The following is a 24,489-nucleotide window of genomic DNA, read 5'->3' on the forward strand; positions in this document are numbered from 1 at the left end:
TGGCCGGGTGGGGGCCGGGGTCAGACATGGATGCCGCATTCGGTTTTGGTTTGTCCCGACCAGCGGCCCGCCCGCGGGTCCTCGCCGGGGGCGACCTTGCCGGTGCAGGGCCGGCATCCGATCGAGGGGTACCCCTGGTCCAACAGCACATTGCGTGGGAGCCGGTTTCGGGTGGAGTAGTCGTTCAGTTCCTTGGCGCTCCATCCGGCCAGGGGGTTCACCTTCACCAACGAGTGGGCTTCATCGAAGTCGACCAACGGGGTGTTCGTGCGGGTGGGGGCCTCATCGCGCCGCACCCCGGTGAACCAGAGCCGGTAGCCGGCCAGGGCACGGTTCAACGGGTCCACCTTGCGCAGGGCGCAGCATCGGCCCGGATCGGTGGCGAAGAGGTCCCGTCCTTCGGTGGCGTCCTGGTCGGCGACGCCCTGTTCGGGCCTGACGTCCACGACGTTCACCTCGAGTGAGCGGGCGACCTCGTCCCGGGTGTCCAGCGTCTGGGCGAAGTGGTAGCCGGTGTCCAGGAACAGGACGTCGATCCCGGGAAGCGTTCCGGAGACCAGATGCGGCAGCACGGCGTCGGCCATGGAACAGGCGACTGCGGCTTCGGCGGTGGAGAAGTGCCGGGCCACCCAGGCCAGGACGTCCTCGCTGGCGGCGTCGAAGCCGAGTTCGGCCGCTCCGCTGCTGGCCAGCTCGCGCAACGCTGCGGTGCCCGTGGACGGCCCGCTCATTGCAGGCTCCCGTCGTCGGCCCGATGGGCCCAGGCCGCGAAGGTCTCCCCCGTGGCGGATTCGTCGGCATAGGTGCGCACGAGCCGTTCGACATACCCGGGCAGGTCGTCGGCGGCGACCTTGAGCCCGCGAACGGTGCGGCCCAGACCGGCTTCCTCCCGGGTCTCATCCGCCAGGCCGCCGCCCAGGTGGACCTGGAAACCAGCCTTCTGGCCGCCCTCCCCGTCGGGCAGGAGCTGGCCCTTGAGCCCGATGTCGGCGGTCTGGACGCGGGCGCAGGAGTTGGGGCAGCCGTTGACGTGGAGGCTGAGTTTGCGCGGCATCTTCCCTTCAAGATCCGCCAGTCGTTCCTCCAGGCTGTCCACGGCGGCCGCCGCCGTGTCCTTGGTGTCCACGATGGCCAGCTTGCAGAATTCGATGCCGGTGCAGGCGATCGCGGACCGGCGCACCACGGAGGGCCGGGTTTCGAGTCCGAGCTCCCGCAGCCCGGTGATCACCGCTTCGACGTCGTCCTTCTGGATGTCCAGGACGACGATCTTCTGGTGGGGGGTGGTGCGCAGACGGGCGGATCCGTGGCGTTCCAGCAGTCCGGCCAGCCCGGTCAGTCGGGTTCCGGAGAGCCGGCCCATGCTGGTGGTGGCCCCGAGGTAGAAGAGTCCGTCCTTCTGCCGGTGCACCCCGCTGTGGTCCCCGGGCACGTTGGTGGGTTCGGGGGCCGGACCGTCGGGCAGCGCATGGCCGAGGTACTCGCGTTCGAGCACCTCGCGGAACTTCGCAGGGCCCCAATCGGCCATGAGGTATTTCAGCCTCGCCTTGTTCCGGAGCCGGCGGTATCCGTAGTCACGGAAGATCCCCACGACGCCTTCCCAGACGGCGGCGGCCTGGTCGGGGGCGACGAAGGCCCCGAGTCGTTCGGCCAGCCGTCCGTTGGTGGACAGTCCGCCGCCGACCCACAGGTCGTAGCCGGCCCCGAGTCCGGGGTGGCGGACCCCGACCAGGGAGATGTCGTTGATCTCGTGGACGACGTCCAGGGAAGGGTGTCCGGTGATCGCGGTCTTGAACTTCCGTGGCAGGTTCGAATACAGCGGGTTGCCGATGTAGCGTTCGGCGATCTCCTCGATGGCCGGGGTGGGGTCCAGGATCTCGTCGGCGGCGATCCCGGCCACCGGGGAGCCGAGGATGACACGGGGGACGTCGCCGCAGGCTTCGGTGGTGTGCAGGCCGACGGATTCCAGTCGCCTCCAGATTTCGGGGACGTCACGAACATCGACCCAGTGCAGTTGGATGTTCTGCCGGTCGGTGACATCGGCGGTGTCGCGGGCGAATTCGGTGGAGATGGAACCGATGACGCGCAGTTGTTCGGTGCTCAGGGCGCCGCCGTCGATGCGTACCCGCATCATGAAGTAGCGGTCCTCGAGTTCGTGTGGTTCAAGGGTGGCGGTCTTCCCGCCGTCGATCCCGGGTTTGCGTTGGGTGTAGAGACCCCACCAGCGGAATCGGCCGTGCAGGTCCTCGGGGTCGATCGAGTCGAAACCCTCCCGGGCGTAGATGGTCTCGATCCGTTCGCGGACGTTGAGCCCGTCGTCGTGCTGCTTCCATTCCTCGTTGGGGTTCAGCGGGGTGGTCCCGTCGACTTTCCATTGGCCCTGGGGCCTGGTCGGTGGGCGGGACCTGGAGGGCCCGGGGGTTGGCTGGGTATCGGTTGCCTGAGTCATGGCTGCGAGCCTAGGGCGGGGTTTTCACCACTGTCGCGCCCGCCGGTCATCAGCCGACACGTTGCTTTTCGTGACCTCAGCCGGCCTCGAAATCAGCCTCCGACAGGGCACTGTGAAGTCTTGCGGCGACACATTCGGCGATCGTGACGTCCGGGAGCAATGGTGCGGTCACATAATTTGCCCCGGCGCCGCCGAGGCGTTCCTGGAAGAATCCCGGCGCCAACAGATAGGACACGACGCCGACCCGGACTCCGGGGGTTTGCCGTCCCGCCTGCTCCACCGCATCCTCCACCCGGGGGTCGGCCGCCGAGCAGAACGCGGCCTGGACCGGGGCCCCCAGGGCCGCTGCCAGGGTCCCGGCGCTGTCCCGGGCCTGCTGTTGGCCCGAAGGCACGCGGGTCCCTGCCGAGGCGAGCACCACGGCGTCGTCGGGGCCCCATCCGGCCTCGGCCAGGCGGCGGGCCATCACCCCGGCCAGCCGGGGATCGGCCCCGATGGGCTCCGCTGCGATGGTGTTCGTCCTGGAGGCGACGGCCTCGGCCACGTCGACGCCGGTGTGGATTCCCAGCGAGAGCAGCAGCGGCAGCACCACCGCCGCCTCCCCGTCGGGGAGCTGTCCCAGGACCCTGGGCAGGTCCGGGTCCTGGACGTCGACGTAGGCCTCATGGACCTGCACCGACCAGCCATCCTCGGCGTGCTGGTCGTCCACCAGTCCTGCGACCTGGGCCCGGAGCTGGTCGATGAGCTGGCGCCCGCGGGGATCATCGGTGCCGTGGGCGCAGGCGATCACGTGCAGTGGGCGGCGCATCACGTGGTGCGGATCATCTTGTGGTTGGCGGCCTGGGCCACGGGACGGACAACGATCTGGTCGAGGTTGATGTGATGCGGCAGGGCCACCGAATACAGCACGACGTCGGCGACATCCTCTCCGGTCAGCGGTTTCTCCACCCCGGCATAGACCTGGTCGGCCGCCTGCTGGTCCCCTCCCAGCCGGTTGAGCGCGAATTCCTCGGTGTGCACCAGACCGGGCACGACCTCGATCACCCGGATGTTGTTTTCGGCCTCCTCGAGCCGCAGCGCCTGGGTCAGCCCCTGTTGGGCGAACTTCGCGGCGTTGTATCCGCCCCCACCCTCGTAGCCGCCCAGAGCCGCCGTGGAGGTCAGGTTCAGGATCGTCCCCTCGCCGTCGGCCCGGAGCATGGGCAGGAACGCCCGGATCATGTTCATGGTGCCCACCACGTTGACCCGGTACATCCAGTCCCAGTCGGCGCTCTTAGCCGTACCGATCCGGTCGACCCCCCGGGCGCCGCCGGCGATGTTGATCAGGGTGTCGATCCCTCCGGATCCGGCGACCACGGCCAGCAGGGCCGCGACGTCGTCCGCGTCGGTGACATCGGCGACGACCGGGGTGATCCCCGTGTCCCGGGCCAGGGCCTCGAGCCGTTCCGCCCGGCGGGCCACCGCATAGACCGTCCAGCCCTCGGCCGCGAGCCGACGGGCCGTGGCCTCGCCGATCCCGCTGCTGGCACCGGTGACAACTGCTCTTTTCATGGACTGCTGGGTCATTGAGGTCATGCCTCCAGCCTAGCGAGGCCCGGGCCGGAACCCTGCCCCGGCAGCTGTGGACCTCCCGCTTCAACGGTGCAACTCTGGAGGGACAAACCTCCAGTTGGAGGACTGCCGACGCCGGAGGGCGTTGCCACCCCGACGAAAGCGGGCGACCGTGAGGCACCACCGGCATCTGATTCCCCGGCATGACGGGGCCCGACGTTCCCCGGCCCCGGGAGCAACCGGCCTGCCGGATGTCCAGGTGTTCGGCGGAGTGGTCCGCGGCGTGCGGGAAGGCAACGTGCTTTCCTGGCGCGGCATCCCGTATGCGGCGCCGCCGGTGGGGCCACTGAGGTTCCGGGCCCCGGCCCCGCCGTCCGGCTGGACCGGGGTCAGGGACGGCTCCCGGTTCGGGCCGACGGCTCCGCAACCCACCAGGGCCCATCACAGCCGGGCCGGGGCCCCGGACTGGTCCAGCGAGGACTGCTTGAGCCTGAACGTCCAGGCCCCGGTGCCGGCCCTGGCGGATGCGGATTCCCTGCCCGTCATGGTCTTCATCCACGGCGGAGGATACTTCCAGGGCTCTTCGCGCGACTTCTCGGGGCAGGGGGAAGGCTTCGTCGGGACGGGGCGGGCCGTCTACGTCAATTTCAACTACCGTCTGGGCCCCTTGGGATATCTGGATTTCAGCAGGTACTCCACCGCCGAGCGTCCCATCGAGTCCAACCTGGGTCTGCGCGACCAGGTGGCCGCCCTGGAATGGGTCCAGCAGAACATCAGGGCGTTCGGGGGCGACCCGGACCGGGTGACGGTGTTCGGGGAATCGGCGGGAGGGAATGCGGTGACCACCCTCATGGCCACACCGCAGGCCCGGGGGTTGTTCGCCCGCGCCATCGCCCAAAGCGCTCCGGCCGACGCCGTCTACCCTCCGGGGCTCACCGCACGGTGGGCGGAAGAATTCCTGTCGATCCTCGGGGAACAACACCCTGCCAGCTCCCGGCCGGGGCCTGCTACGGACCCGGTGCGGGATCTGCTGCTCAACGGTTCGGTCCCCGATCTGCTCGCCGCCGCCAGGATCCTGCAGGTGCACACCCCGGAGGCCTATCCGGGAGGTTTTTGTTTCGCCCCGGTCATCGACGGACGCTACGTCCCCGAACACCCGATCGACGCGATCGGCAGTGGCCGGGCGGCCCGGGTGCCGCTGATCATCGGGACCAACGATCGAGAGGGATCGGTCTTTCGTGGCCGCTGGGATATCCTGCCCGGTTCCCCCTCGCGCATCGCGGGGGTCTTTTCCCGCTCCCCCCGGGAGACCTGGTCCCAGATGCACGCCGCCTATCCCGGACTTCCCGAATCCAGGACGGCGGCGGACTTCGGTGGGGATTACGGGTTCTGGTATCCCTCCACCCGGGTGGCCGACCTGCACTCGCGCTTCGCACCGGTCCACGTCTACCGCTTCGACTTCGCCCCGCGGCTGCTGAAGATCGTCGGTCTGGACGCCACCCACGGGGTGGAGATGTTCGCCCTCTTCGACCGCACCGACGTGCCCTTGGCGCGGATGATCACCTCGCTGGGAGGCCGGGAGGCCTATGCCCGCGCCGGGCAGCGGATGCGCGGGCGGTGGCTCAGGTTCGCCGAATCGGGCACCACCTCTGCGACGTGGCCGCCCTACGACGAGGCGACGAGGTCGACCCTGATCATCGAAAGCACCGACCACGTGGAGAATGATCCGCGCCGCCGGCGCCGAATGGCCTGGAGCGCGTTCATGCCCCGACCCGACCAGCCGTGGAGCCCGGCCCGGGCCCCGGAGGATGAGCCGCCACCCGGGGCGTGAGTACCCCCTGGGGGCTGCGGCTGCTCAGAGGTTTTCGTCCAGGAACTCCAACAGGACCACGGCATTATTATGTTCCTCGTCCTTGGTGGCATAGACGAGGACGACGTCGTCCTTGTCCTTGACCAGCTCCAGCAGGCGTTCGGCCTCCTCGGTGGCCGGACCGTCCTCGAGTTCGGCGATGTACTGTTCACGGAATTCCTCGAACCGGTGCTCGCGGTGGTTGAACCAGGCCCGCAGTTCCGCCGAGGGGGCGACTTCCTTGGCCCATTCGTCGAGCTCGGCGTCCTCCTTGGCGATGCCTCGGGGCCACAGCCGATCAATCAGGATCCTGTAGCCGCCGTCCGGGGCCGAGTAGGCCCGCTGCATTCTGATCTTGCCCATGACTCGATGGTAGGCCGAATCCTTCCGTGCTGCTCGTCGCCTCCGGACCTTGTGGATGACCAGGAGGCAGGGGAATGGAATCGGGGCTGACCTGCCGACATGGAATACTGGTCCCATGGCTGAACAGAACTTGGGCACAGACACGCCCGCGACCGTAAGCGTCCCCGACAAACCGGCACTGGAGGGCCTGGAAGCCAGGCTCGGACAGCGCTGGCGTGACGAGGGAACCTACGCCTTCAACCCCGAGACCACCCGCGATCAGGTCTACTCCATCGACACTCCCCCGCCCACGGCGTCGGGCTCCCTGCACGTGGGACACATGTTCTCCTACACGCAGACCGACGTGTTGGCCCGGTACCAGCGCATGCGAGGCAAGAACGTCTTCTACCCCATGGGGTGGGACGACAACGGCTTGCCGACCGAACGCCGCGTGCAGAACTTCTACGGGGTGCGCTGCGATCCCAAGACCGCCTACGACCCGGCCTACCGTCCCCCGGAAAAGCCGGCGAAGAACCAGCGTGATTGGGACGTCGTCTCCCGACGGACGTTCATCGAGCTGTGCGAGGAGCTGGCCGTCCAGGACGAGAAGGTCTTCGAGCACCTCTTCAGCACCCTCGGCCTGTCGGTGGACTGGAACCTGACCTACCGCACCATCGACGACACCTCCCGTGCCGTGTCCCAGCGGGCCTTCCTGCGCAACCTGACCGATGGCGACGCCTACATGGCCGAGGCACCGACGCTATGGGACGTCACCTTCCGCACCGCCGTGGCCCAGGCCGAACTCGAGGACCGCGAAGTCGACGGAGCCTACTACCGGTTCCCGTTCTTCGCCGAGGACGGCACCGAGATCCACATCGAGACGACCCGTCCCGAATTGCTGGCCGCCTGTGCCGCGCTAGTGGCCAACCCCGATGACGAGCGCTACCAGCCACTGTTCGGCAAGAAGGTCACCTCCCCGCTCTTCGGCGTCGAAGTCGAGGTGCATCCGCACCATTTGGCCAAGGCCGACAAGGGCTCGGGCATTGCCATGGTCTGCACCTTCGGCGACCTGACCGACGTCACCTGGTGGCGCGAACTGCAGTTGCCCACCCGCGCCATCATCGGCCGGGATGGCCGCATCCAGGGCCAGGCCCCCGAGTGGATCACCTCCGAGGCCGGGCGCGAGGCCTTCTCCCTGCTGGCCGGCAAGACCGTGTTCTCCGCGAAGGAAGCCGTGGCGTCGATGCTGGTCGATGCAGATCTGCTCGACGGCGAACCCCGCAAGATCACCCATCCGGTGAACTTCTTCGAAAAGGGCGATAAGCCCCTCGAGGTCGTCAGCTCGCGCCAGTGGTACATCCGCAATGGCGGACGGGATGCGGAGCGTCGCGAACGCATGATCGCCCGCGGCCAGGAGATCGAGTTCCACCCGGAATTCATGCGCTCGCGCTACACGAACTGGGTCAATGGGCTCAACGGCGACTGGCTGGTCTCCCGGCAGCGCTTCTTCGGTGTGCCGATCCCCGTCTGGTACCCGTTGGATGCCCAGGGCAACCCGGACTACGAGCATCCGCTCGTCCCCGACGATGCCCAGTTGCCGGTGGACCCGGTGGCCGAAACGGCTCCGGGCTATACGGCGGACCAGCGGGACGTCCCCGGCGGCTTCACCGGGGATGCGGATGTCCTCGACACCTGGGCGACCTCTTCGCTGACCCCGCAGATCGTGGGCCGGTGGAGCCGCGACGATGAATTCTTCGCCAAGGTCTTCCCCTTCGACCTGCGTCCCCAGGCCCACGACATCATCCGTACCTGGCTCTTCTCCACCGCGGTGCGCGGCGATGCCCTGCACGATTGCGCCCCGTGGAAGCATGCGGCGATCTCCGGGTGGATCCTGGACCCGGACCGCAAGAAGATGTCCAAGTCCAAGGGCAACGTCGTGGTCCCCACCGATGTCCTGAACGACTTCGGGGCCGACGCCGTGCGCTATTGGGCCGCATCGGCGAAGCTGGGCGCCGATACCGCCTACGAGGTCGCGCAGATGAAGATCGGCCGCAGGCTGTCGATCAAGATCCTCAACGCCTCCAAGTTCGTGTTGAATCTCGGGGCCACCCAGGCCAACGTCCTGGACGGTGATGCCCACCTGATCATCAATGGTCTGGACCGGTCGCTGCTGGCCCGCCTCTCGGAGGTCATCGAGGAGGCCGAACGCGCCTTCGGGATCTACGACTACGCCCGGGCCCTGGACATCGTGGAGACGTTCTTCTGGTCGTTCACCGACGACTACGTCGAACTGATCAAGGACCGGGCCTACGGGGCCCGCGGCGAGGCCGAACAGGCCTCGGTGCTGGCGGCCCTGGCCACCACCTTGGATGCCGTGTTGCGCCTGTTCGCACCGTTCCTGCCCTTCGCTACCGAAGAGGTCTGGAGCTGGTGGCGGACCGGCTCGGTCCACCAGTCGGCCTGGCCGACGAACACCCACCTGACCGGCGCGGTGGAAGGCGCGGACACCGCCGTGCTGCCCACGGTCGGTGACGCCTTGGGCGGGATCCGCAAGTCCAAATCCGAGGCCAAGGTCAAACAGCGCACCCAGGTGCTTTCAGGGGTCGTCCGCGGCCCCGCAGTGATCCTGGACCAGGTCAGGGCCGGACTGGGCGATCTGCTCGCCGCGGGCAACGCAGTGGAGTTGGACCTGCAGGAAGGCGGCGAGGAACTCGTGGTCTCCGATGTGGTGTTGGCCCCCGCCGAGGAGCCGGCCACCACTGTCGGGACCCTACCGGGCCCGGAGGCGCTTAGGACGCATTGACCTGGGAGAACTGCTGACGTTCCTTGGTGAACTGCGGTGCCCCGGTGCGGGTGCGCTTCAGTTCGAAGAAGTACGGGAACGAGGCCAGGGTCACGGAGGCGTCGAAGAGGCGTCCGGCTTCCTCCCCCGAGGGGATCTCGGTGATGACCGGTCCGAAGAAGGCGGTGCCGTTCAGCGCGACGACCGGGGTACCGACCTCCTGGCCCACCAGGGAGATACCCTGCTCGTGGCTGGCCCGCAGGGCCGCATCATGCTCGTCGTTGGCGCCGGCCTGGGCCAGCTCGGCGGGCAGCCCGACACGCTCCAGCGCGCGGGTGATGACCTCGGCGAAGTCCTGGATTCCGGCATAGTGGATGAGTTCACCCATGGCCGTGTAGAGCTCGCCGACGACTTCCTGTCCGTGGGCTTCCGCGGCGGCGATGACGACCCGTACCGGGGCCCACGCGCTGCTCAGTCCCTTAGGGAATTCGCGTTCGACATCTTTGTCCTCGTTCAGGACGGCCAGGCTCATGACATGCCATTGGACTTCGATGTCACGGACCTTCTCCACTTCGAGGATCCATCGCGAGGTGGCCCAGGCGAAGGGGCAAAGCGGGTCGAACCAGAAATCTACGGCCGTGGTCTCGGACAAGGTGTTCCTCCTGAAATCGGTGCATGAACTCGGTGCCGACCCATGACGAGCCTGCCCCGCATTCGGTACAACGACCGGATCAGGCGGACTTATTCCGTCGTTTATTCACTACTTCGGCAGAAATGAGCGTCGGTTCACTCACCCGGGCCACCACTTCGGCGTTGATGACGACCTCGGCGATGTCCTCGCGGCCGGGCAGATCGAACATGATCGATCCCAGGGTCTCCTCGAGGATGGCCCGCAGCCCACGGGCCCCGGTGCCGCGCTCCAACGCCAGATCGGCGATGGCTTCGAGGGCATCGAGTTCGAAGGTCAGTTCCACACCATCGAGGCGGAACATCTTCTGGTACTGCTTCACCAGGGCGTTCTTCGGCTCGGTCAGGATCTTGATCAGGGCCTCGCGGTCCAGGTTCTCCACGGTGGCGATGACCGGCAGGCGCCCGATGAACTCGGGGATCAGACCGAATTTGAGCAGGTCCTCGGGGCGGACATCGGAGTACTTGGCATCCTCGGAGTTCAGTGCGGTCAGCGGCGCCCCGAATCCGATCCCCTTCTGCCCGGCCCGGGAGCCGATGATCTCCTCGAGACCGCCGAAGGCCCCGGCCACGATGAACAGCACGTTCGACGTGTCGATCTGGATGAACTCCTGGTGTGGATGCTTGCGCCCACCCTGGGGCGGGACCGAGGCCACGGTTCCTTCGAGGATCTTCAACAGTGCCTGCTGCACCCCCTCCCCGGACACGTCACGGGTGATGGAGGGGTTCTCGGATTTACGCGAGATCTTGTCGATCTCGTCGATGTAGATGATGCCCTGCTCGGCCTTCTTCACATCGAAGTCCGCGGCCTGCAGGAGCTTGAGCAGGATGTTCTCGACATCCTCACCGACGTAGCCGGCTTCGGTCAGGGCGGTGGCGTCGGCGGCGGCGAAGGGCACATTCAGCCGGCGCGCCATCGTCTGGGCGAGGTAGGTCTTGCCGCAACCGGTGGGCCCGATGAGCAGGATGTTGGACTTGGAGACCTCGACGTCATCCAGGGCATCCACGTCGCCCAGCTGGGCCGCTGCCGTGGAGCCGGTCCCCGATTGGATGCGCTTATAGTGGTTGTACACCGCGACCGACAGCGAACGCTTGGCGCCCTCCTGGCCGATGACATATTCCTGCAGGGAGTCGAAGATCTCGCGGGGACGCGGCAGTTCGAAGTCGGGACCGGCCTCGATCTCGGCCAGCTCCTCCTCCATCAACTCGTTGCACAGCTCGATGCACTCGGTGCAGATGTAAACGCCTGGACCGGCGATGAGCTTGCGGACCTGCTTCTGGCTTTTGCCGCAGAACGAACACTTCAGCAGGTCGGAGCTTTCACCCATACGAGCCATGGTGTTCTTCCCCTAACGTGTTACAGAAACCACACGGCGGACGCCGCATGATGATGTCTAGCTACAACTCTAGGTGAGTTGCCCGACAGAATAGGTGACCGGACGGCCCGTGGTGCGAAAAACCTACGGGACGCCCGGTCACGGCAGCCATCATCGACTACTTGTTGATGGCCTGCTGCTTGATCTTGCGGGGGCTGAGCACCTCGTCGATCAAACCGTATTCCTTGGCCTCGTAGGCGGTCATGAACAGATCGCGTTCGATGTCGTTGCCGACCTGCTCGGGGCTCTTGTGGCTCTGCTCGGACAGCGTGGTCTCCAACCAGGTCCGCATGCGCATGACCTCTTCGGCCTGGATCTGCAGATCGGTGGCCGTGCCGCGTTCCCCGCCGCCCATGGCCGGCTGGTGGATCAGCACGCGCGCGTTGGGCAGTGCCAGGCGCTTGCCGGGGGCACCGGCGGCCAGCAGGACCGCAGCGGCGCTGGCCGCCTGGCCGAGGCAGACGGTCTGGATCTCGGGACGGATGAACATCATCGTGTCGTAGATCGCCGTCATGGCGGTGAAGGACCCGCCCGGTGAGTTGATGTACAAGGTGATGTCACGCTCGGGGTCCATGGACTCCAAGACCAGCAGCTGGGCCATCACGTCGTCGGCCGATGCGTCATCGACCTGGGTGCCGAGGAAGACGATGCGGTCCTCGAACAGCTTGGCGTAGGGGTCCTGGCGCTTGAAGCCGTAGGGGGTGCGTTCTTCGAATGAAGGGAGGATGTAGCGGGCGGACGGCATTTCGCCAGCGGTGCCTTCGTTGCCGGTGTAATTCATGTTCTTCTCCTGGGGGGTCTGTGGGGATGCTCGTCGGCTGGGTGGCTAGTTCTTGACTCCGCCGCCGCCGGAGACCGTCACGGAGTTCACGGCGATGTGGTCGAAGAAGCCGTACTCTAGGGCCTCGGGGGCCGTGAACCACTTATCGCGGTCGTTGTCCTTGAGGATCGTTTCCAGCGTCTGTCCGGTCTGTTCGGCGGTGAGCTCGGACATGACCTTCTTCATGTGCAGGATCAGTTCGGCCTGGATCCGGATATCGGAGGCCGTGCCGCCGATGCCGCCGGAGGGCTGGTGCATCAGGATCCGTGCGTTCGGGGTCGCGTAGCGCTTGCCCTTGGTGCCCGAAGAGAGCAGGAACTGCCCCATCGAGGCGGCCAGCCCGGTGGCCACGGTCACGACGTCGTTCGGGATGTAGTTCATCGTGTCGAAGATCGCCATGCCGGCGGTGATGGAACCACCCGGTGAGTTGATGTACAGGAAGATGTCCTTATCCGGGTCCTCCGCGGAGAGCAGCAGCAACTGGGAGGAGATGGCATTGGCCGACTCGTCGCTCACCTCCGTGCCGAGCCAGATGATGCGCTCCTTCAGGAGTCGGTTGTAGATGTAGTCCTCGCGACTGGCTGCATCGACCGAGGCCATCTTCGGGGTGTGGGATTCCGTCGTCATTTTCGAATACCTCTCCATGGGTGCCATGCGACGTGGCTCTTCCGGCCACGTACGGTAGCGCTTGCTTTCCTTGACACTACTGCAGTCACAACACGCGCCGCGCCCGCGATCATTCGCTGTTCGCTGATGGCGCATACCCCCGGCGGGGGCCCATCGCCCGTGGCTTAACTGCAGGTGCCTTCGGCTTAAAAAACGACGGCGGGGCCGCCTGCATGAGACGGTCCCGCCGGTGCAACCGGGAAGGGTTGCCGTGGTTTCGTGTGGCTACTCGGCCGATTCCGCCGAAGCGGAGGAGGCCGAGGATCCGGAGGACGCCGAGGACTCGTCCTCTTCGCCGGCCGGGCGGACGAAGTCGGTCAGGTCAACGTCCTTGCCGTCGGTATCGGTGACCTTGGCCAGTTCCAGGACCTTGGCCAGTGCCTTGCGGCGGCGGACCTCACCGATCATCATCGGCACCTGGCCGGCACTGTCGAGCATCTGGGCGAACTGGTTCGGGTCCATGCCGTACTGGCTGGAGCTCTGGACGATGTAGTCGATGAGCTCGGACTGCTCGACACCGACCTCTTCCTTTTCGGCGATCTCGTCGAGGATGACCTCGTTCTGGAACGCCCGCTCGGTGTTGGTCTTGACCTCGGCGCGGTGCTCGGCGGTGTCGTGCTCTTCGCCGGGGTTCTCGTTGCCCTGGGCGAAGTGCTGCTCGACCTGCTCGTCGATGACCGACTCGGGAACCGGCACGCTGACCAGCTCGGTCAGCTTGTCCATGACCTTGTCGCGGGCCTGGACCCCCTGGTCGACGAGCTTGGACTCGGCGGCCTTCTGGGTCAGGTCCTCGCGGAGTTCGCCGATGGTGTCGAACTCGGAGGCCAGCTGGGCGAACTCGTCATCGGCGGTCGGGAGTTCGCGCTCCTTGACGGCCTTGACGATGACCTTGACCTGGGCGGTCTCCCCGGCATGCTCGCCGCCGGCGAGCTTGGTCTCGAACGTGGCATCCTCGTCGGCGGACAGGCCGGTGACGGCCTCGTCGAGGCCTTCAAGCATGGTGCCGGAACCCACCTGGTAGGACAGATCGGTGGCGGCGTCGACCTCCGTGTCCTCCACCGTGGCGGTGAGGTCCAAGGTGATGAAGTCCTGGTCGGCGGCGGGGCGCTCGACGTTCTTCAGCGTGCCGAAGCGGCCGCGCAGTTCGTCCATGGCGGTCTCGACGTCGGCGTCGGTGGCCTCGACGGCGTCGACCTGGACCTCCAGGCCGGTGTACTCCGGCAGCTCGATCTTCGGGCGGATGTCCACCTGGACATCGAAGACCAGGTTGCCCTCGGTGGCCGTCGGCTCCGGGACCTCGGTGATCTCGACCTCGGGGCGGGACAGCGGGACGATCTCCGTCTCGCGGACCGCTTCCTGGTAGAACTCGTTGAGCCCTTCATTGATGGCCGTCTCCAGCACATAGCCGCGGCCGACACGCTGGTCGATCAGGCGGTTCGGGACCTTGCCCTTGCGGAAGCCGGGAACATTGATCTGCTCCGCGATGGACTTGTAGGCCGCGTCGATGTTCGGCTGCAATTCGGTGAGGGGAACCTCGACATTGAGCTTGACCCGGGTGGGCGTGAGGTTTTCGACGGCGCTCTTCACTACGTAGCTCTCCTGAATGATCTGGGCTATAAAGACACTGCACACTCGTCCCCGATGTGGAGCTGACGGGGCTGAAGGTTCAGAGTCGGGGTGACAGGAGTTGAACCTGCGACCTCACGCTCCCAAAGCGCGCGCTCTACCAAGCTGAGCTACACCCCGATTGGTGCAGAGGCTAGTTTACGCAGAATCGACGCGGAACAACTAATTGCTGACAAGCTCCGGGGCCCACCATGGCGCGGGCCCGTCCCTACTGGTCGTCGGCGATCTGCGAGACCGGTTGCCGAATGATCCATTCGTCACTGGGCAAACGGTCCATGTAGTAGAACCCGCCCACCGCGGACGCACGATTCGGTGGGGCCTCCGGATGGTAGTTCAGCACCAGTCCCCGACGCTGCAACCAATCCAGCCAGGCGTGCAGGGCGTGGACCTGCTCATCGGGAACGTCCCGGCCTGCCCGCTGGCGCAGCAGGACCCGGATATGGGCCATCACGGCGCTGCGATGATGCTCGGACTCCACGGTCCAGGGCAGGATGTCGCGGTAGGAAGGCCGTCCCGCGGGGGCCTGGCCCCGGTCCAGGGCCCGCTGGACGCCGGCCGCAGTGACCCCGTAGCGCTCGGCGATCTGCTCGATGGTCACTCCCAGCTCGCTGAGTCCCCGCAGGATCCGAAGATCCGGCACTTTCCTGGGTCCGCCCAATTTCCACCCCCATGCCCCGCCGTCCGGGGCCTCGTCACGACGTCGGATCCCGACCTTTCGAGCATGCGCCGCCCGGGGACCGGCGTCAATTTTGCCGTGCTCCGGACCCACTGCTAATGTGGTCCAAGCAACGGGCCGCAAGGCCCGTCTTTGCGGGGATGTAGCTTAATGGTAAAGCCTCAGTCTTCCAAACTGATGACGCGGGTTCGATTCCCGTCATCCCCTCCGCATGCGTCGGGCCGCCCCAGGGCGGCCCTTCGTCGTTAAGGGGCGCGGAACGGGGTGCTAGTGTCCGGCCATGCGCATCTACGTTCCCGGGGCCAACCGCACCGGCAGGGCCGCCTGGCCGAAGTCCACCGATGACGAGGGACTGTACGTCTCCTTCGCCCCGGACTCACCCGTGGAGCAGCGGGCCACCCTTCTGGGACAGCTGAGGACAACGGAGCCCGGCACGGTCATCGCCCATTCGTTGGGGGCCGCTCCGACCTTGCTGGCCATCGCCGCCGGGACACTGCGTCCGGCGCGGCTGGTCCTGGTCGAACCGGCGCTCTTCGACCTCATCCGTGGCACCGCATCCGTGGAAGAGCACATCGCGGTCATGACCCGGGCCCGGAAAAAGGCCGCCGAGGGCGATCTCTTCGGCTATTGGGCGCTGGTGAAGCCCCGGCTGTTCGGCGGGCCCGCACTGGCAGCGGATTGGCCGCAGGACGAGCCCCACGCCCGTCGGTTCAGCACCCTTCCACCACCGTGGGGACACGACATCAGCCCGGACCTGATCGAGGCGCTACCCACCCTGGTGCTCAGCGGTGGGTGGAACGAGCATTACGAGGCCGTCGCCGAGGTCCTGGCCCGGCAGGGGGCCGGGCACCGGATCCTGCCCGGCAGCGGGCACCGGGCCCAGGACGATCCGGGATTCGAGGCACTGATCGCCTCCTTTGAACAGCTCACGGCCGGCTGAAGCCGCGATCCTCCGGCCGGATCAGGGCACCCGACGGGTCGGGGCTTGGCAGCCGGGGCACCAGTAGAGCTTGCGTGCCGCCAGTTCGGCCAGCCCGATCGGGGTGCCGCAGATCAGGCATGGCCGACCCTGGCGCTGGTAGGTGTAATAGGCATGATCGGGCCAGACCGGGGCCTCGGGATCGCTGCGGTCCCGGACCCGGGTGGTGATGATGCGGCCATCCCTGACCCCATCGGCCATCATCGCGCAGATATCGGCCCACAGCGCACGCAGGGCCGGAACCGGGACATCGCGGCCGCGCATCCATGGATCCAGTCCGGCCCTGAACAGTGCTTCGGCCCGGTAGATGTTCCCGACCCCGGCGATCAGCGACTGGTTCATCAAGGCCGCGGCGATGACGGTGCCCGTGGCCCCGATCCGGCCAACGAATTCCTCTTCCCCCGCAGCGGTATCAGCCCCCAACGGGTCAGGTCCCAGGCGCCACCGAACCGCTTCGGCCTCCGGGATGGTCAGGACCTCGCAGACCGAGGGCCCCCGCAGGTCGGCCCAGCCGTGGGCGGAGACCAGGCGCATCCTGACCTGGCCCACCGGGGCGGGAGGGCCGTCGTAGGCGGCGGGAGCCTCGTCGTCGTACGCTTCCTTTTCGCCGATCCTCCGGGGTGCCCCGATGCTTGAGGCACCCCGGAACGTCTGGTCCCCCCCGAAGCCGAAGGCCCCGTAGAGGCCCAGGTGCACCCGCAGGATCCGTTCGCCGGAGAACCGGGCGAAGAGCTGCTTGCCGTGGGCCGTGGCCTCCAGGAGTTCATGGCCGTCCAATAGTGCAGCCCCGGCGGCGAACCGTCCCTGCGGGCTGGAGACCTGTAGCACCTGTCCGGCGAAGACGTCGTCCAGCTGGCGGGCCAGCCGGTGGACGGAGTGCCCCTCGGGCACCCCTAGTGCTCCAGCTGGCCGGTGGTTTCGTAGGCACCGATCTGCTGGATCCGCCGGATATGGCGTTCGTCCTCGCTGAATGGTTCGGCCAGGAACGCATCGATCAGTCCGGTGGCCTCCTCCAGGCTGTGCTGGCGGCCGCCGACGGCGACGATATTGGCGTCGTTGTGCTGGCGGGCCAACCGGGCGGTGTCCAGGTTCCAGGCCAATGCGGCCCGGATGCCCTTGACCTTGTTGGCGGCGATCTGTTCGCCGTTGCCCGAACCGCCCAGCACGATCCCCAACGAATCCAGCCCGCGGGCCCGTTCGGCGGCGACCGCTTCGGCGGCGTTGATGCAGAATCCCGGGTAGTCGTCCTCGGCGTCGTAGGAGGTCGGGCCGTGGTCCACGACGTCGTGGCCAGCACTGCGCAGATGCGCCACGAGGTGGGCACTGAGCTCGAGTCCGGCATGGTCGGTGGCAATATGAACGCGCATGGTGTCCTTCGGGTCATCCGTGGCAGGGGAACATTTCCCACCTTACAAGGGGGCGACGACCTCGATCCACAGCGGGCCTGCTCCCGTGGCCACCCGGTCGGTCGCGGTGAGCGTGCCGTCCTGGGCGGAAATCCCATAGGCACTGAGGTGGCCCGAGAGTTCCCCGCAGACCAGCAGGTGGTCCCCGCCGGCATCCACGCCGGCCCCGCGGGGCTGCTGCTCGGTGTCGGTGGTGCGCAGGTAGTCCAACATGCCGGTGTCCGGGTCGATGGAGAAGGTGGAGATCGTCGAGGTCGACCGCTCGGTGGTGAACAGGAACCTGCCCCGTCCCCCGATGCGGATATCGGCGCACCAGATGGCGTCGGGGCCGGGCACCGGGCCACCGGGGTGGCGGGCGAAGCCCGGGATCAGGCCCAGGGAGGCCGGGACGGAGTCGATGCGTTGGATCTCGGTCAGGGCCCCGGAGACAGCGTCCCGCTCATGGACGGCGACCTCCCCGGACATCTCGTGGATGACATAGACCCGCGAGGCATCCGCGTTGAAGAGCAGGTGGCGTGGGCCGGAGCCGGTGGGGGCCTCGACGGAACCGACCAGTGTCAGTTCCCCCGGCGCCACCGCATACCAGACGACCCGGTCGCTGCCCAGGGAGGCCGCGTAGACGTAGCGGCCGTCGGGGGATGCCCGCACGCTATGGGCCTTCTCCCCCGGGCTGGGTGCCTGGACCGCGTCACCGACCGGAAGCCCCTGGTCGTCCAGCGCCACGGAGTTCACCGCGTCCTGGTGGTAGGAGGCACTGCGGACCGTCCCTCCGTCGGCATCGAGGCTGATGTAGGCCGTGTTGTCCGCCAACTGCACGCTCGCGGTCTCGCCGAGCCGGCCGGTGGAGGAATCGATGCGCAGCGCGGTGAGCCTGGGGGGCTTGCTGGAGGCCCCGGCGTAGAGCAGCCCGAGTTCCCGATTGGAGGCCAGTGACCGCACCCCGTCCACGGGCACCGGCCCACCGGCGGGGCCGAAGGTTCCTGCCCCGGGATCGAAGGCGAAGGTCTCGACGGTTCCGGCCTTGGCGCAGCCAACGTAGACATGGGTCTGGTTCACGGTGCTTCTCCTGGTCATCGACGCGGGGGGATGCGGGACGGATCCCGTCCACCGATCCTATCCGGCCCGTCCCCGGCGCGGACATGGGCCCCGGCGCCCCTGGCCGGGTCGGATGGCCCCAGGTAGCGCCATCCCGCCCATTAAGTGAGACAATAACCGTAATGTTCAGGAATCGCTTCAGATATCCGCGCTCTCTGGACCGCCATCAACCGCGAAAGACAAACAGGGAGGCATCACCGTGCCAGGATTGAATCTCACCCGCGACGAAGCGCGCGAACGCGCCGGATTGGTCACCGTCGAGAGCTACGACATCGAACTGGATCTCACCCGGGGCGAGAAGGTGTTCGGGTCCACCACGACCGTGAACTTCGAGGCGACCGCCGGGGCCGACACGTTCATCGATGCGGTCACCGACACCGTCCACTCGGTCACGCTCAACGGGGTGGAGCTGGATCCGGGGACGGTCAGCGACGGCGTCCGCATCCAGTTGCCCGGTCTGGCCGCACGCAATGAGCTGCGCATCGTCGCCGATGCCCTGTACATGAACACCGGTGAGGGCCTGCACCGTTTCGTGGACCCGGTCGACGACGAGGTCTACCTGTACTCGCAGTTCGAGGTACCCGACGCCCGGCGCATGTTCGCCGTCTTCGAGCAGCCCGACCTGAAGGCGGCGTTCTCCTTCACCGTCACCGCCCCCGACTACTGGGACCTCATCTCCAACTCCCCCACCCCCACGCCCTCGCCCGCCGGGGACGGGAAAGCCACCTGGGCCTTCTCCCGCACCGCACGGATCTCGTCTTACATCACCGCGCTGATCGCCGGGCCCTATGAGGCGGTGCGCAGCGAATTGACCAGTTCCGACGGGCGGACCATCCCGTTGGGCGTCTTCGCCCGCAAGTCGATCATGGAACACCTGGATGCGGAGAACATCTTCACCCTGACCCGCCAGGGCTTCGAGTTCTACGAGGAGCAGTTCGGCACCCCGTACCCGTTCGAGAAGTACGATCAGCTCTTCGTCCCGGAGTTCAACGCCGGGGCCATGGAAAACGCCGGGGCCGTCACGTTCCTGGAGTCCTACGTCTTCAGGTCCCGCCCCACCGATGCCATGGTCGAACGCCGGGCGATCACCATCCTGCACGAACTGGCCCATATGTGGTTCGGGGACCTGGTGACCATGCGCTGGTGGAACGACTTGTGGCTCAACGAGTCCTTCGCGGAATTCATGTCGGCCCTGGCCGCTGCGGAGAACACCGAGTTCAGCCAGGCCTGGACCACCTTCTCCTCGATGGAGAAGTCCTGGGCCTACCGACAGGACCAGTTGCCCTCCACCCACCCGATCAAGGCCGACATCAACGACCTGCAGGACGTGCAGGTCAACTTCGACGGGATCACCTACGCCAAGGGCGCCTCCGTACTGCGCCAGCTGGTGGCCTGGGTCGGCCAGCAGGAGTTCATGGCGGGGGTGCGCGAATACTTCGCCAAGCACGCCTACTCCAACACCGAGCTGACCGACCTGATGCGCGAACTCGAGGCCTCCAGCGGCCGCGACCTCTCCGAATGGACCCGCCTATGGCTCGAAACGGCAGGGGTCAACAAGCTTGAAGCCGAGATCGCCACCGACGACGACGGCACCATCACGTCCTTCGCCGTCGTGCAATCGGCCACCGAGTCCCACCCCACCATCCGCCCCCACCGGGCCGCGGTGGGATTCTACGACCTGAACGACGCCGGCCAGCTGGTGCGCACCCACCGCCAGGAACTCGATGTGGCCGGGGAACGCACCGACGTCGAGGCCCTCGTGGGCAGGAAGCGCCCGGACCTGGTGCTGGTCAACGACGACGATCTGGCCTATGCCAAGATCCGTCTGGACCCCGCCTCGCTGCAGGTCGCGATGAAGCACCTGAAGGACTTCGAGGATTCCCTGCCCAGGACCCTGGTCTGGGGTTCGGCCTGGGACGCCGCCCGCGACGCCGAGACCCCGGCGCGTGAATTCGTCGAGCTGGTGCTGCGCAACATCGGCCACGAGTCCGATTCCTCGGTGGTCCTGGTCATCCTGGGCCAGCTGAACACGGTCCTGGACTACTACGTACGCGAGGAGGACCGCGAGCGGATCGGCGACCAGGCTGCCGACCGGCTGTGGGTGCTGGCCCGCGAGGCCGAATCCGGTTCGGATAAGCAGCTGCAGTTCGTGAAGGCCTTCGCCTCCCGGTCGCACACCGCCGACCAGCTGGACACGGTCGCGGCCTTGTTCACCGGCGAACAGAAGCTCGACGGACTACAGGTCGACGCCGATCTGCGCTGGCACCTGCTGACCGCGCTGGTCGCCGGTGGGCGGGCCGCCGCCGCGGACATCGCGGCAGAACTCGCCGCCGACGACACGGCCAACGGGCGGTTGGCCGCCGAAGTGGCCCGGGCCGCCATCCCGACGGCCGCCTCGAAGCTGGCCACCTGGGAGGCCATCATCGATGGCGGAGAGCTGTCCAACACCCATCAGCGCTCGGCGATCACCGGTTTCAAGCGGGCCCATGATCCCGCCCTGCTGGAACCGTTCGTGGAGAAGTACTTCCAGACCATCCAGGGGGTCTGGGAGTCCAAGAGCTGGGAGATCGCCCAACAGATCATCGTCGGGTTGTTCCCGATGGCCCAGACCAGCGAGGCCACGCTGGAAGCCACCGATGCCTTCCTGGAGCAGCTGGGCACCGGCAGCCCTGCACTGCGCCGGATGCTGGTGGAAAGCCGCGATGCGATGGTCCGGGCCCTGGCCGCCCAGGCCGTGGATGGCTAGGGCCCTGACTGGTTGATGCACTGATCCCCCGGGTCCCGGCTCCCCACGGAGCCGGGACCCGGGACGTTAATCGCCCGGGAATTCGGGCCTACAGTGGTGCCATGGATCCGTATCTGCATCAGTACCAGGTCGATGTCCAGTGGACGGGAAATCGCGGGACCGGGACCACCGGCCATCGCGATTACGGCAGGGAACATCTCCTGCGGGTGGACGGTCTGCCGGATCTTCCCGGCACCGCCGATCCCACCTTCCACGGTGACCCCGATCGGTGGAACCCCGAACAACTGCTGCTCGGTGCCCTGGCCCAATGCCATATGTTGTCCTACTTCCATGTGGCGGTGAAACATTCGGTGGCGGTGACCGGATACACGGACGCCGCCACCGGGACGCTGCGCCTGAACCGTGACGGCAGCGGCGAATTCACCCAGGTCCTGCTCCGGCCGCGCATCGTTCTGGCCGATGAGTCCCAGCGGGACCTGGCCGACACGCTGCATGAGAAGGCCCACCGGTTGTGCTTCATCGCCCGGTCGGTGAACTTCCCGGTCCTCAACCGGCCCGAAGCACCCTAGCCATGGGCACCGGGCTCGGGGAGTTGATCATCTCCCGGTTGGCGGCCGCCGCCGATCCGGTCGCGGCGGATGCCATGCAGCACTATATGAAGACCGACATGGAGTTCTTCGGCGTCCGGGCCCCCGTCGTCCAGCGGATCGTGCGCGACTCGGTGCGTGAATCCGGGGTCGGCCGGTGGGAGGAACTGCTCGGCTCAGCCCGCGGACTCTGGGAGGGCGCGCGGTATCGCGAGCAGTGGTATGCCGCCCAACAACTCACCGGGTACCGGTCCTGCCGGGGCAGGCTCGAGTTCCTCGACCTGTTCGAGGACATGGTCGTCGACGGCGCCTGGTGGGACATCGTGGATCAGTGCCACCGCCGGTTCGCCGACCTCCTGGCGCAGCATCGCGGGCAGGTTGATCCACTGGTGCGCGCCTGGGCGGTGGATCCGAACCATTGGAAGCGTCGCCTGGCGATCATCACCCAGCTCAGCGCGAAGGAGGCCACCGACGTCGGCCTGCTGGAAGCGGCCATCGTGGCGAATATGAGCGAACAGGATTTCTTCCTCCGCAAGGCCATCGGGTGGGCCCTGCGCGAATACGCCAAAACCGATCCGGCATGGGTACGCGCCTTCGTGGCCGGGCATCGGCAGGAACTCTCGGGCCTGAGCCAACGAGAAGCCCTGAAGCACCTGCGTATTCGATAGTGTGGAGGAGGCTGGACCGTGCCAGCCGTGGAAGGAAACAACTCGTGAGCGACCAGCAGAACCAGCAAGGCGGGCCCGTCCGTCTGCCCGGAGGGGAATCCTTGGGCATCCATGTCGGACAAGCGCGCCCGTTGTCCTCCCCCTCGGTGTCCCCTGCGGCCCCGGGCGGGCAGTCCGGGGACGGCGACACCTCCCCGCAGGGCCCTGATCGATTCGGCGGGACGACCCCGGCCTCCGCCGACCGGGGCGACCACGAGGACCTCTCCCCCTATCTGGGGACCTTCTACGCCGAGGTCGGCGGCTCCAGGACGTTCCAGCGGCTGACCGAGCTCTTCTACGAGTCCGTCGCCAATGATGCCGAGTTCAGGTCGATCTACCCCGAGGAGGATCTGAAGCCGGCAGCCATCCGCCTGCAGTTGTTCCTCGAGCAGTACTGGGGTGGCCCGACCACCTACAGCCAGCTGCGCGGGCATCCGCGGCTGCGGATGCGCCACGTCCCCTACACCGTGGACACCGCGGCCCGGGACACCTGGCTGGCCCATATGCGTCATGCCCTGGACCGGATCGCGTTGCCACCGCTGCAGGATGCCACGATCTGGGACTACTTCGACCGGGCGGCCCGTTCGCTGCAGAACGCCGCCGACCGCTAGGAGCCCTGCCCACCGCAGCCTAGACCGCCGCGGGAACCGACGCCCTGTGGGCCGTGAGCATGAAGAACAGTGCGGCGGCTCCGAGGGTAAGCAGGGGCCACACCAGCAACGGCACGCCCAGCCCGAAGGCATCGGCGAGCAGCCCTCCCCCGACGGCCGCCAGCGGCACGGAGCCCATGGTGATCGTGCGTTGGGCGGCACTGGTCCGGCCCAGCGAGGTGGCCGAGACGGCATTGGCGGTGAAGGCCGCCCCGGCGATATTGGTCACCGTCAGGGTGGCCGCCCAGCAGACCTCGAAGGCCAGCAGCAGCACCACGGCCGCCCCGGGCCACAGATACGCGGCCAGCGAGAGAGCTGCCACGACCGCCTGGAGGACCGCACCCCAGCCGAACAGGCGCCTCAAGGAGACCCGACGCACCATCGCCGGCGCCACGAAGGTGGCCGTCAACGCCGCCGCCGCCGCCACGGTCCCCAGGATCCCGTAGAAACCCATGCCCAGCCCCAAGGTCCGCAGGATCAGGATCGGTTGGATCGAACTACCGATGGCCAGCCCGATATTGCCGGCAGCCGTCAGCAGGGTGATTCCCAGCAGGACCCTGTTGCGCAGCAATACCGCGAAACCGTGGCCGGCCCCGAGGGCAAGGACCTTCGCCGCCCCGGCCGGGTTGCCGGCTGCCGACGGGGCGCGTGCCGGCCGCACCCGGCCGGGTCCCTTCCTCACCAGGGGGAGCATTGCCGCCACCGCCAGGGCGAAGAAGGCGGTGGACAGGGCCAAGGCGGGCGCGCCGCCCCACAGCGCGATGAGCGCACCGGTCACTCCGGGAAAGATGATTCCGGCAGCCCGGTCGACCGAAGCCATCGTGGCAATGACCTGGGCGATGCCCCTCGTGTCACGGGTCAATCCCGGAACGATGGTCGTCTGCGCGTTTTCGGAGGCCACGGTCAGGATCCCTGTCACCGTCACGGCGACCATGGCGGCCACGGTGCCCAGCTGACCGGTCAGGAACAGGATCAGGACGGTGCCCGATCCCAGCAGTTTGGCCACTAGAGATACGGCCAGGACCCGTGCAGCGCCGACACGGTCCACGAGCATGCCCAACGGGACGCTGAGGAACAGGAACGAGAGCGAACCCAGCGCGTTGAGCAGGCCGACTTGGGTGGCCGAGAACCCGAGGACCGTCACGGTGACGATATCCAGGGTGATGCCGAATAGTTGATTCGCCCCGGCATCGGAGGCGTTGGAGAGAATGGCAGGGCGGAGGCGGGGCTGAAGGGGTTTGTTTCTCACGGATCTTCCTGGTCGTTCGTCCTAGGGGGGTAGAGGCCACCGGGCGCAGCGACATGACGCCCACGGCTTGTGGACGTGATGACGTGCGGGACTAGGAGAAGATCCGTGTGATGAAGAACATGTTCCGACCCTACCGGTCGGGGGACGTCGGCCCCGTTCACTCCGGTTTCCCCGCGGGTCAACGCCTCCTGTTCGGGCCGGGCGATCATCTGCAAGGATGGGAGGGTGCCCCGGGCCCACACAGGGTAA

22 protein-coding genes and 2 tRNA genes are annotated in these 24,489 nt (G+C 67.2%); 8 read left to right on the plus strand and 16 right to left on the minus strand.

The window, feature by feature from the left end; translation table 11 throughout:
• Positions 1-20: 20 nt before the first annotated feature.
• From ACT3S6_RS02965 to ACT3S6_RS02980, 4 genes are all read right to left on the minus strand, one after another.
• On the minus strand, positions 21-731 hold the full coding sequence (locus ACT3S6_RS02965) for a phosphoadenylyl-sulfate reductase (RefSeq protein ID WP_444553676.1): 711 nt from the start codon (positions 729-731) through the stop codon (positions 21-23).
• Entirely contained in the window at positions 728-2,446 is a 1,719-nt protein-coding gene (locus ACT3S6_RS02970) for a nitrite/sulfite reductase (protein ID WP_444553677.1), read from the minus strand. The genes ACT3S6_RS02965 and ACT3S6_RS02970 overlap by 4 nt, the downstream gene beginning before the upstream one ends.
• Before the next feature lie 76 nt (positions 2,447-2,522).
• Complete coding sequence (locus tag ACT3S6_RS02975; protein ID WP_444553765.1) at positions 2,523-3,254, minus strand: sirohydrochlorin chelatase; 732 nt, start codon at positions 3,252-3,254, stop codon at positions 2,523-2,525.
• Positions 3,254-4,021 carry an SDR family oxidoreductase gene (locus ACT3S6_RS02980; protein ID WP_444553678.1) on the minus strand — a complete coding sequence of 256 codons (768 nt, stop codon included), beginning with the start codon at positions 4,019-4,021 and terminating at the stop codon, positions 3,254-3,256. Before ACT3S6_RS02980 ends, ACT3S6_RS02975 begins: the two co-directional genes overlap by 1 nt.
• A gap of 148 nt (positions 4,022-4,169) precedes the next feature.
• On the opposite strand from ACT3S6_RS02980, the gene ACT3S6_RS02985 reads away from it, so the two are divergent.
• Positions 4,170-5,828 carry a carboxylesterase/lipase family protein gene (locus ACT3S6_RS02985; protein ID WP_444553679.1) on the plus strand — a complete coding sequence of 553 codons (1,659 nt, stop codon included), beginning with the start codon at positions 4,170-4,172 and terminating at the stop codon, positions 5,826-5,828.
• A 24-nt stretch (positions 5,829-5,852) separates the two neighbouring features.
• On the opposite strand, the gene ACT3S6_RS02990 is transcribed toward ACT3S6_RS02985, so the two are convergent.
• The gene (locus ACT3S6_RS02990) at positions 5,853-6,209 is read right to left on the minus strand and encodes a DUF488 domain-containing protein (protein ID WP_444553680.1); all 357 of its coding nucleotides are present in this window, start codon (positions 6,207-6,209) and stop codon (positions 5,853-5,855) included.
• Between the two features lie 115 nt (positions 6,210-6,324).
• On the opposite strand from ACT3S6_RS02990, the gene valS reads away from it, so the two are divergent.
• Positions 6,325-8,991, plus strand: coding sequence for a valine--tRNA ligase (valS, locus tag ACT3S6_RS02995; RefSeq protein ID WP_444553681.1), 2,667 nt, complete (start codon positions 6,325-6,327; stop codon positions 8,989-8,991).
• Here valS and ACT3S6_RS03000 read toward each other — a convergent pair.
• The 7 genes from ACT3S6_RS03000 to ACT3S6_RS03030 form a co-directional block, all read right to left on the minus strand.
• The gene (locus tag ACT3S6_RS03000; RefSeq protein ID WP_444553682.1) at positions 8,978-9,622 is read right to left on the minus strand and encodes a mycothiol-dependent nitroreductase Rv2466c family protein; all 645 of its coding nucleotides are present in this window, start codon (positions 9,620-9,622) and stop codon (positions 8,978-8,980) included. The two genes, valS and ACT3S6_RS03000, sit on opposite strands and share 14 nt — an antisense overlap.
• Positions 9,623-9,701: 79 nt before the next feature.
• On the minus strand, positions 9,702-10,994 hold the full coding sequence (gene clpX / locus ACT3S6_RS03005; protein ID WP_444553683.1) for an ATP-dependent Clp protease ATP-binding subunit ClpX: 1,293 nt from the start codon (positions 10,992-10,994) through the stop codon (positions 9,702-9,704).
• Positions 10,995-11,151: 157 nt separating this feature from the next.
• A complete protein-coding gene (locus ACT3S6_RS03010; RefSeq protein ID WP_444553684.1) occupies positions 11,152-11,814 on the minus strand; it encodes an ATP-dependent Clp protease proteolytic subunit in 663 nt (220 codons plus the stop codon).
• A gap of 45 nt (positions 11,815-11,859) precedes the next feature.
• A complete protein-coding gene (locus ACT3S6_RS03015) occupies positions 11,860-12,453 on the minus strand; it encodes an ATP-dependent Clp protease proteolytic subunit (protein ID WP_444553766.1) in 594 nt (197 codons plus the stop codon).
• 291 nt (positions 12,454-12,744) lie between these two features.
• Complete coding sequence (gene tig, locus ACT3S6_RS03020) at positions 12,745-14,106, minus strand: trigger factor (RefSeq protein WP_444553685.1); 1,362 nt, start codon at positions 14,104-14,106, stop codon at positions 12,745-12,747.
• Between the two features lie 85 nt (positions 14,107-14,191).
• Positions 14,192-14,265, minus strand: a tRNA-Pro gene (locus tag ACT3S6_RS03025).
• 88 nt (positions 14,266-14,353) lie between these two features.
• Positions 14,354-14,785 (minus strand): hypothetical protein, encoded by a 432-nt coding sequence (locus ACT3S6_RS03030; protein ID WP_444553686.1) that lies wholly within the window; start codon positions 14,783-14,785, stop codon positions 14,354-14,356.
• A gap of 172 nt (positions 14,786-14,957) precedes the next feature.
• On the opposite strand from ACT3S6_RS03030, the gene ACT3S6_RS03035 reads away from it, so the two are divergent.
• Both ACT3S6_RS03035 and ACT3S6_RS03040 read left to right on the plus strand, forming a co-directional pair.
• Positions 14,958-15,028 (plus strand) — tRNA-Gly (locus ACT3S6_RS03035).
• A gap of 73 nt (positions 15,029-15,101) precedes the next feature.
• Entirely contained in the window at positions 15,102-15,761 is a 660-nt protein-coding gene (locus tag ACT3S6_RS03040) for an alpha/beta hydrolase (protein ID WP_444553687.1), read from the plus strand.
• A 21-nt stretch (positions 15,762-15,782) separates the two neighbouring features.
• Here ACT3S6_RS03040 and ACT3S6_RS03045 read toward each other — a convergent pair whose 3' ends face one another.
• From ACT3S6_RS03045 to ACT3S6_RS03055, 3 genes are read right to left on the minus strand one after another with little or no spacing between them, the layout of a single operon-like run.
• A complete protein-coding gene (locus tag ACT3S6_RS03045) occupies positions 15,783-16,691 on the minus strand; it encodes an Fpg/Nei family DNA glycosylase (protein ID WP_444553688.1) in 909 nt (302 codons plus the stop codon).
• A gap of 2 nt (positions 16,692-16,693) precedes the next feature.
• A complete protein-coding gene (locus ACT3S6_RS03050; protein ID WP_444553689.1) occupies positions 16,694-17,167 on the minus strand; it encodes a ribose-5-phosphate isomerase in 474 nt (157 codons plus the stop codon).
• 42 nt (positions 17,168-17,209) lie between these two features.
• Positions 17,210-18,262 (minus strand): lactonase family protein, encoded by a 1,053-nt coding sequence (locus ACT3S6_RS03055; RefSeq protein WP_444553690.1) that lies wholly within the window; start codon positions 18,260-18,262, stop codon positions 17,210-17,212.
• Between the two features lie 238 nt (positions 18,263-18,500).
• Between ACT3S6_RS03055 and pepN the strand changes: the two genes are divergently transcribed.
• The 4 genes from pepN (at position 18,501) to ACT3S6_RS03075 (ending at position 22,952) form a co-directional block, all read left to right on the plus strand.
• The gene (gene pepN / locus ACT3S6_RS03060; protein WP_444553691.1) at positions 18,501-21,047 is read left to right on the plus strand and encodes an aminopeptidase N; all 2,547 of its coding nucleotides are present in this window, start codon (positions 18,501-18,503) and stop codon (positions 21,045-21,047) included.
• A gap of 101 nt (positions 21,048-21,148) precedes the next feature.
• Complete coding sequence (locus tag ACT3S6_RS03065; protein WP_444553692.1) at positions 21,149-21,616, plus strand: OsmC family protein; 468 nt, start codon at positions 21,149-21,151, stop codon at positions 21,614-21,616.
• Between the two features lie 2 nt (positions 21,617-21,618).
• Positions 21,619-22,302: a DNA alkylation repair protein gene (locus ACT3S6_RS03070; RefSeq protein WP_444553693.1), complete on the plus strand. Its 684-nt coding sequence runs from the start codon at positions 21,619-21,621 to the stop codon at positions 22,300-22,302.
• Between the two features lie 44 nt (positions 22,303-22,346).
• A complete protein-coding gene (locus tag ACT3S6_RS03075; RefSeq protein ID WP_444553694.1) occupies positions 22,347-22,952 on the plus strand; it encodes a globin in 606 nt (201 codons plus the stop codon).
• A 19-nt stretch (positions 22,953-22,971) separates the two neighbouring features.
• Here the strand turns inward: ACT3S6_RS03075 and ACT3S6_RS03080 are convergent, their stop codons facing one another.
• Positions 22,972-24,240, minus strand: a complete 1,269-nt coding sequence (locus ACT3S6_RS03080) for an MFS transporter (RefSeq protein WP_444553695.1) — start codon at positions 24,238-24,240, stop codon at positions 22,972-22,974.
• Positions 24,241-24,489 lie beyond the last annotated feature (249 nt).

This window comes from Arthrobacter sp. AOP36-C1-22, assembly GCF_052377515.1.
Taxonomy (GTDB): Bacteria; Actinomycetota; Actinomycetes; order Actinomycetales; family Micrococcaceae; genus Arthrobacter_H.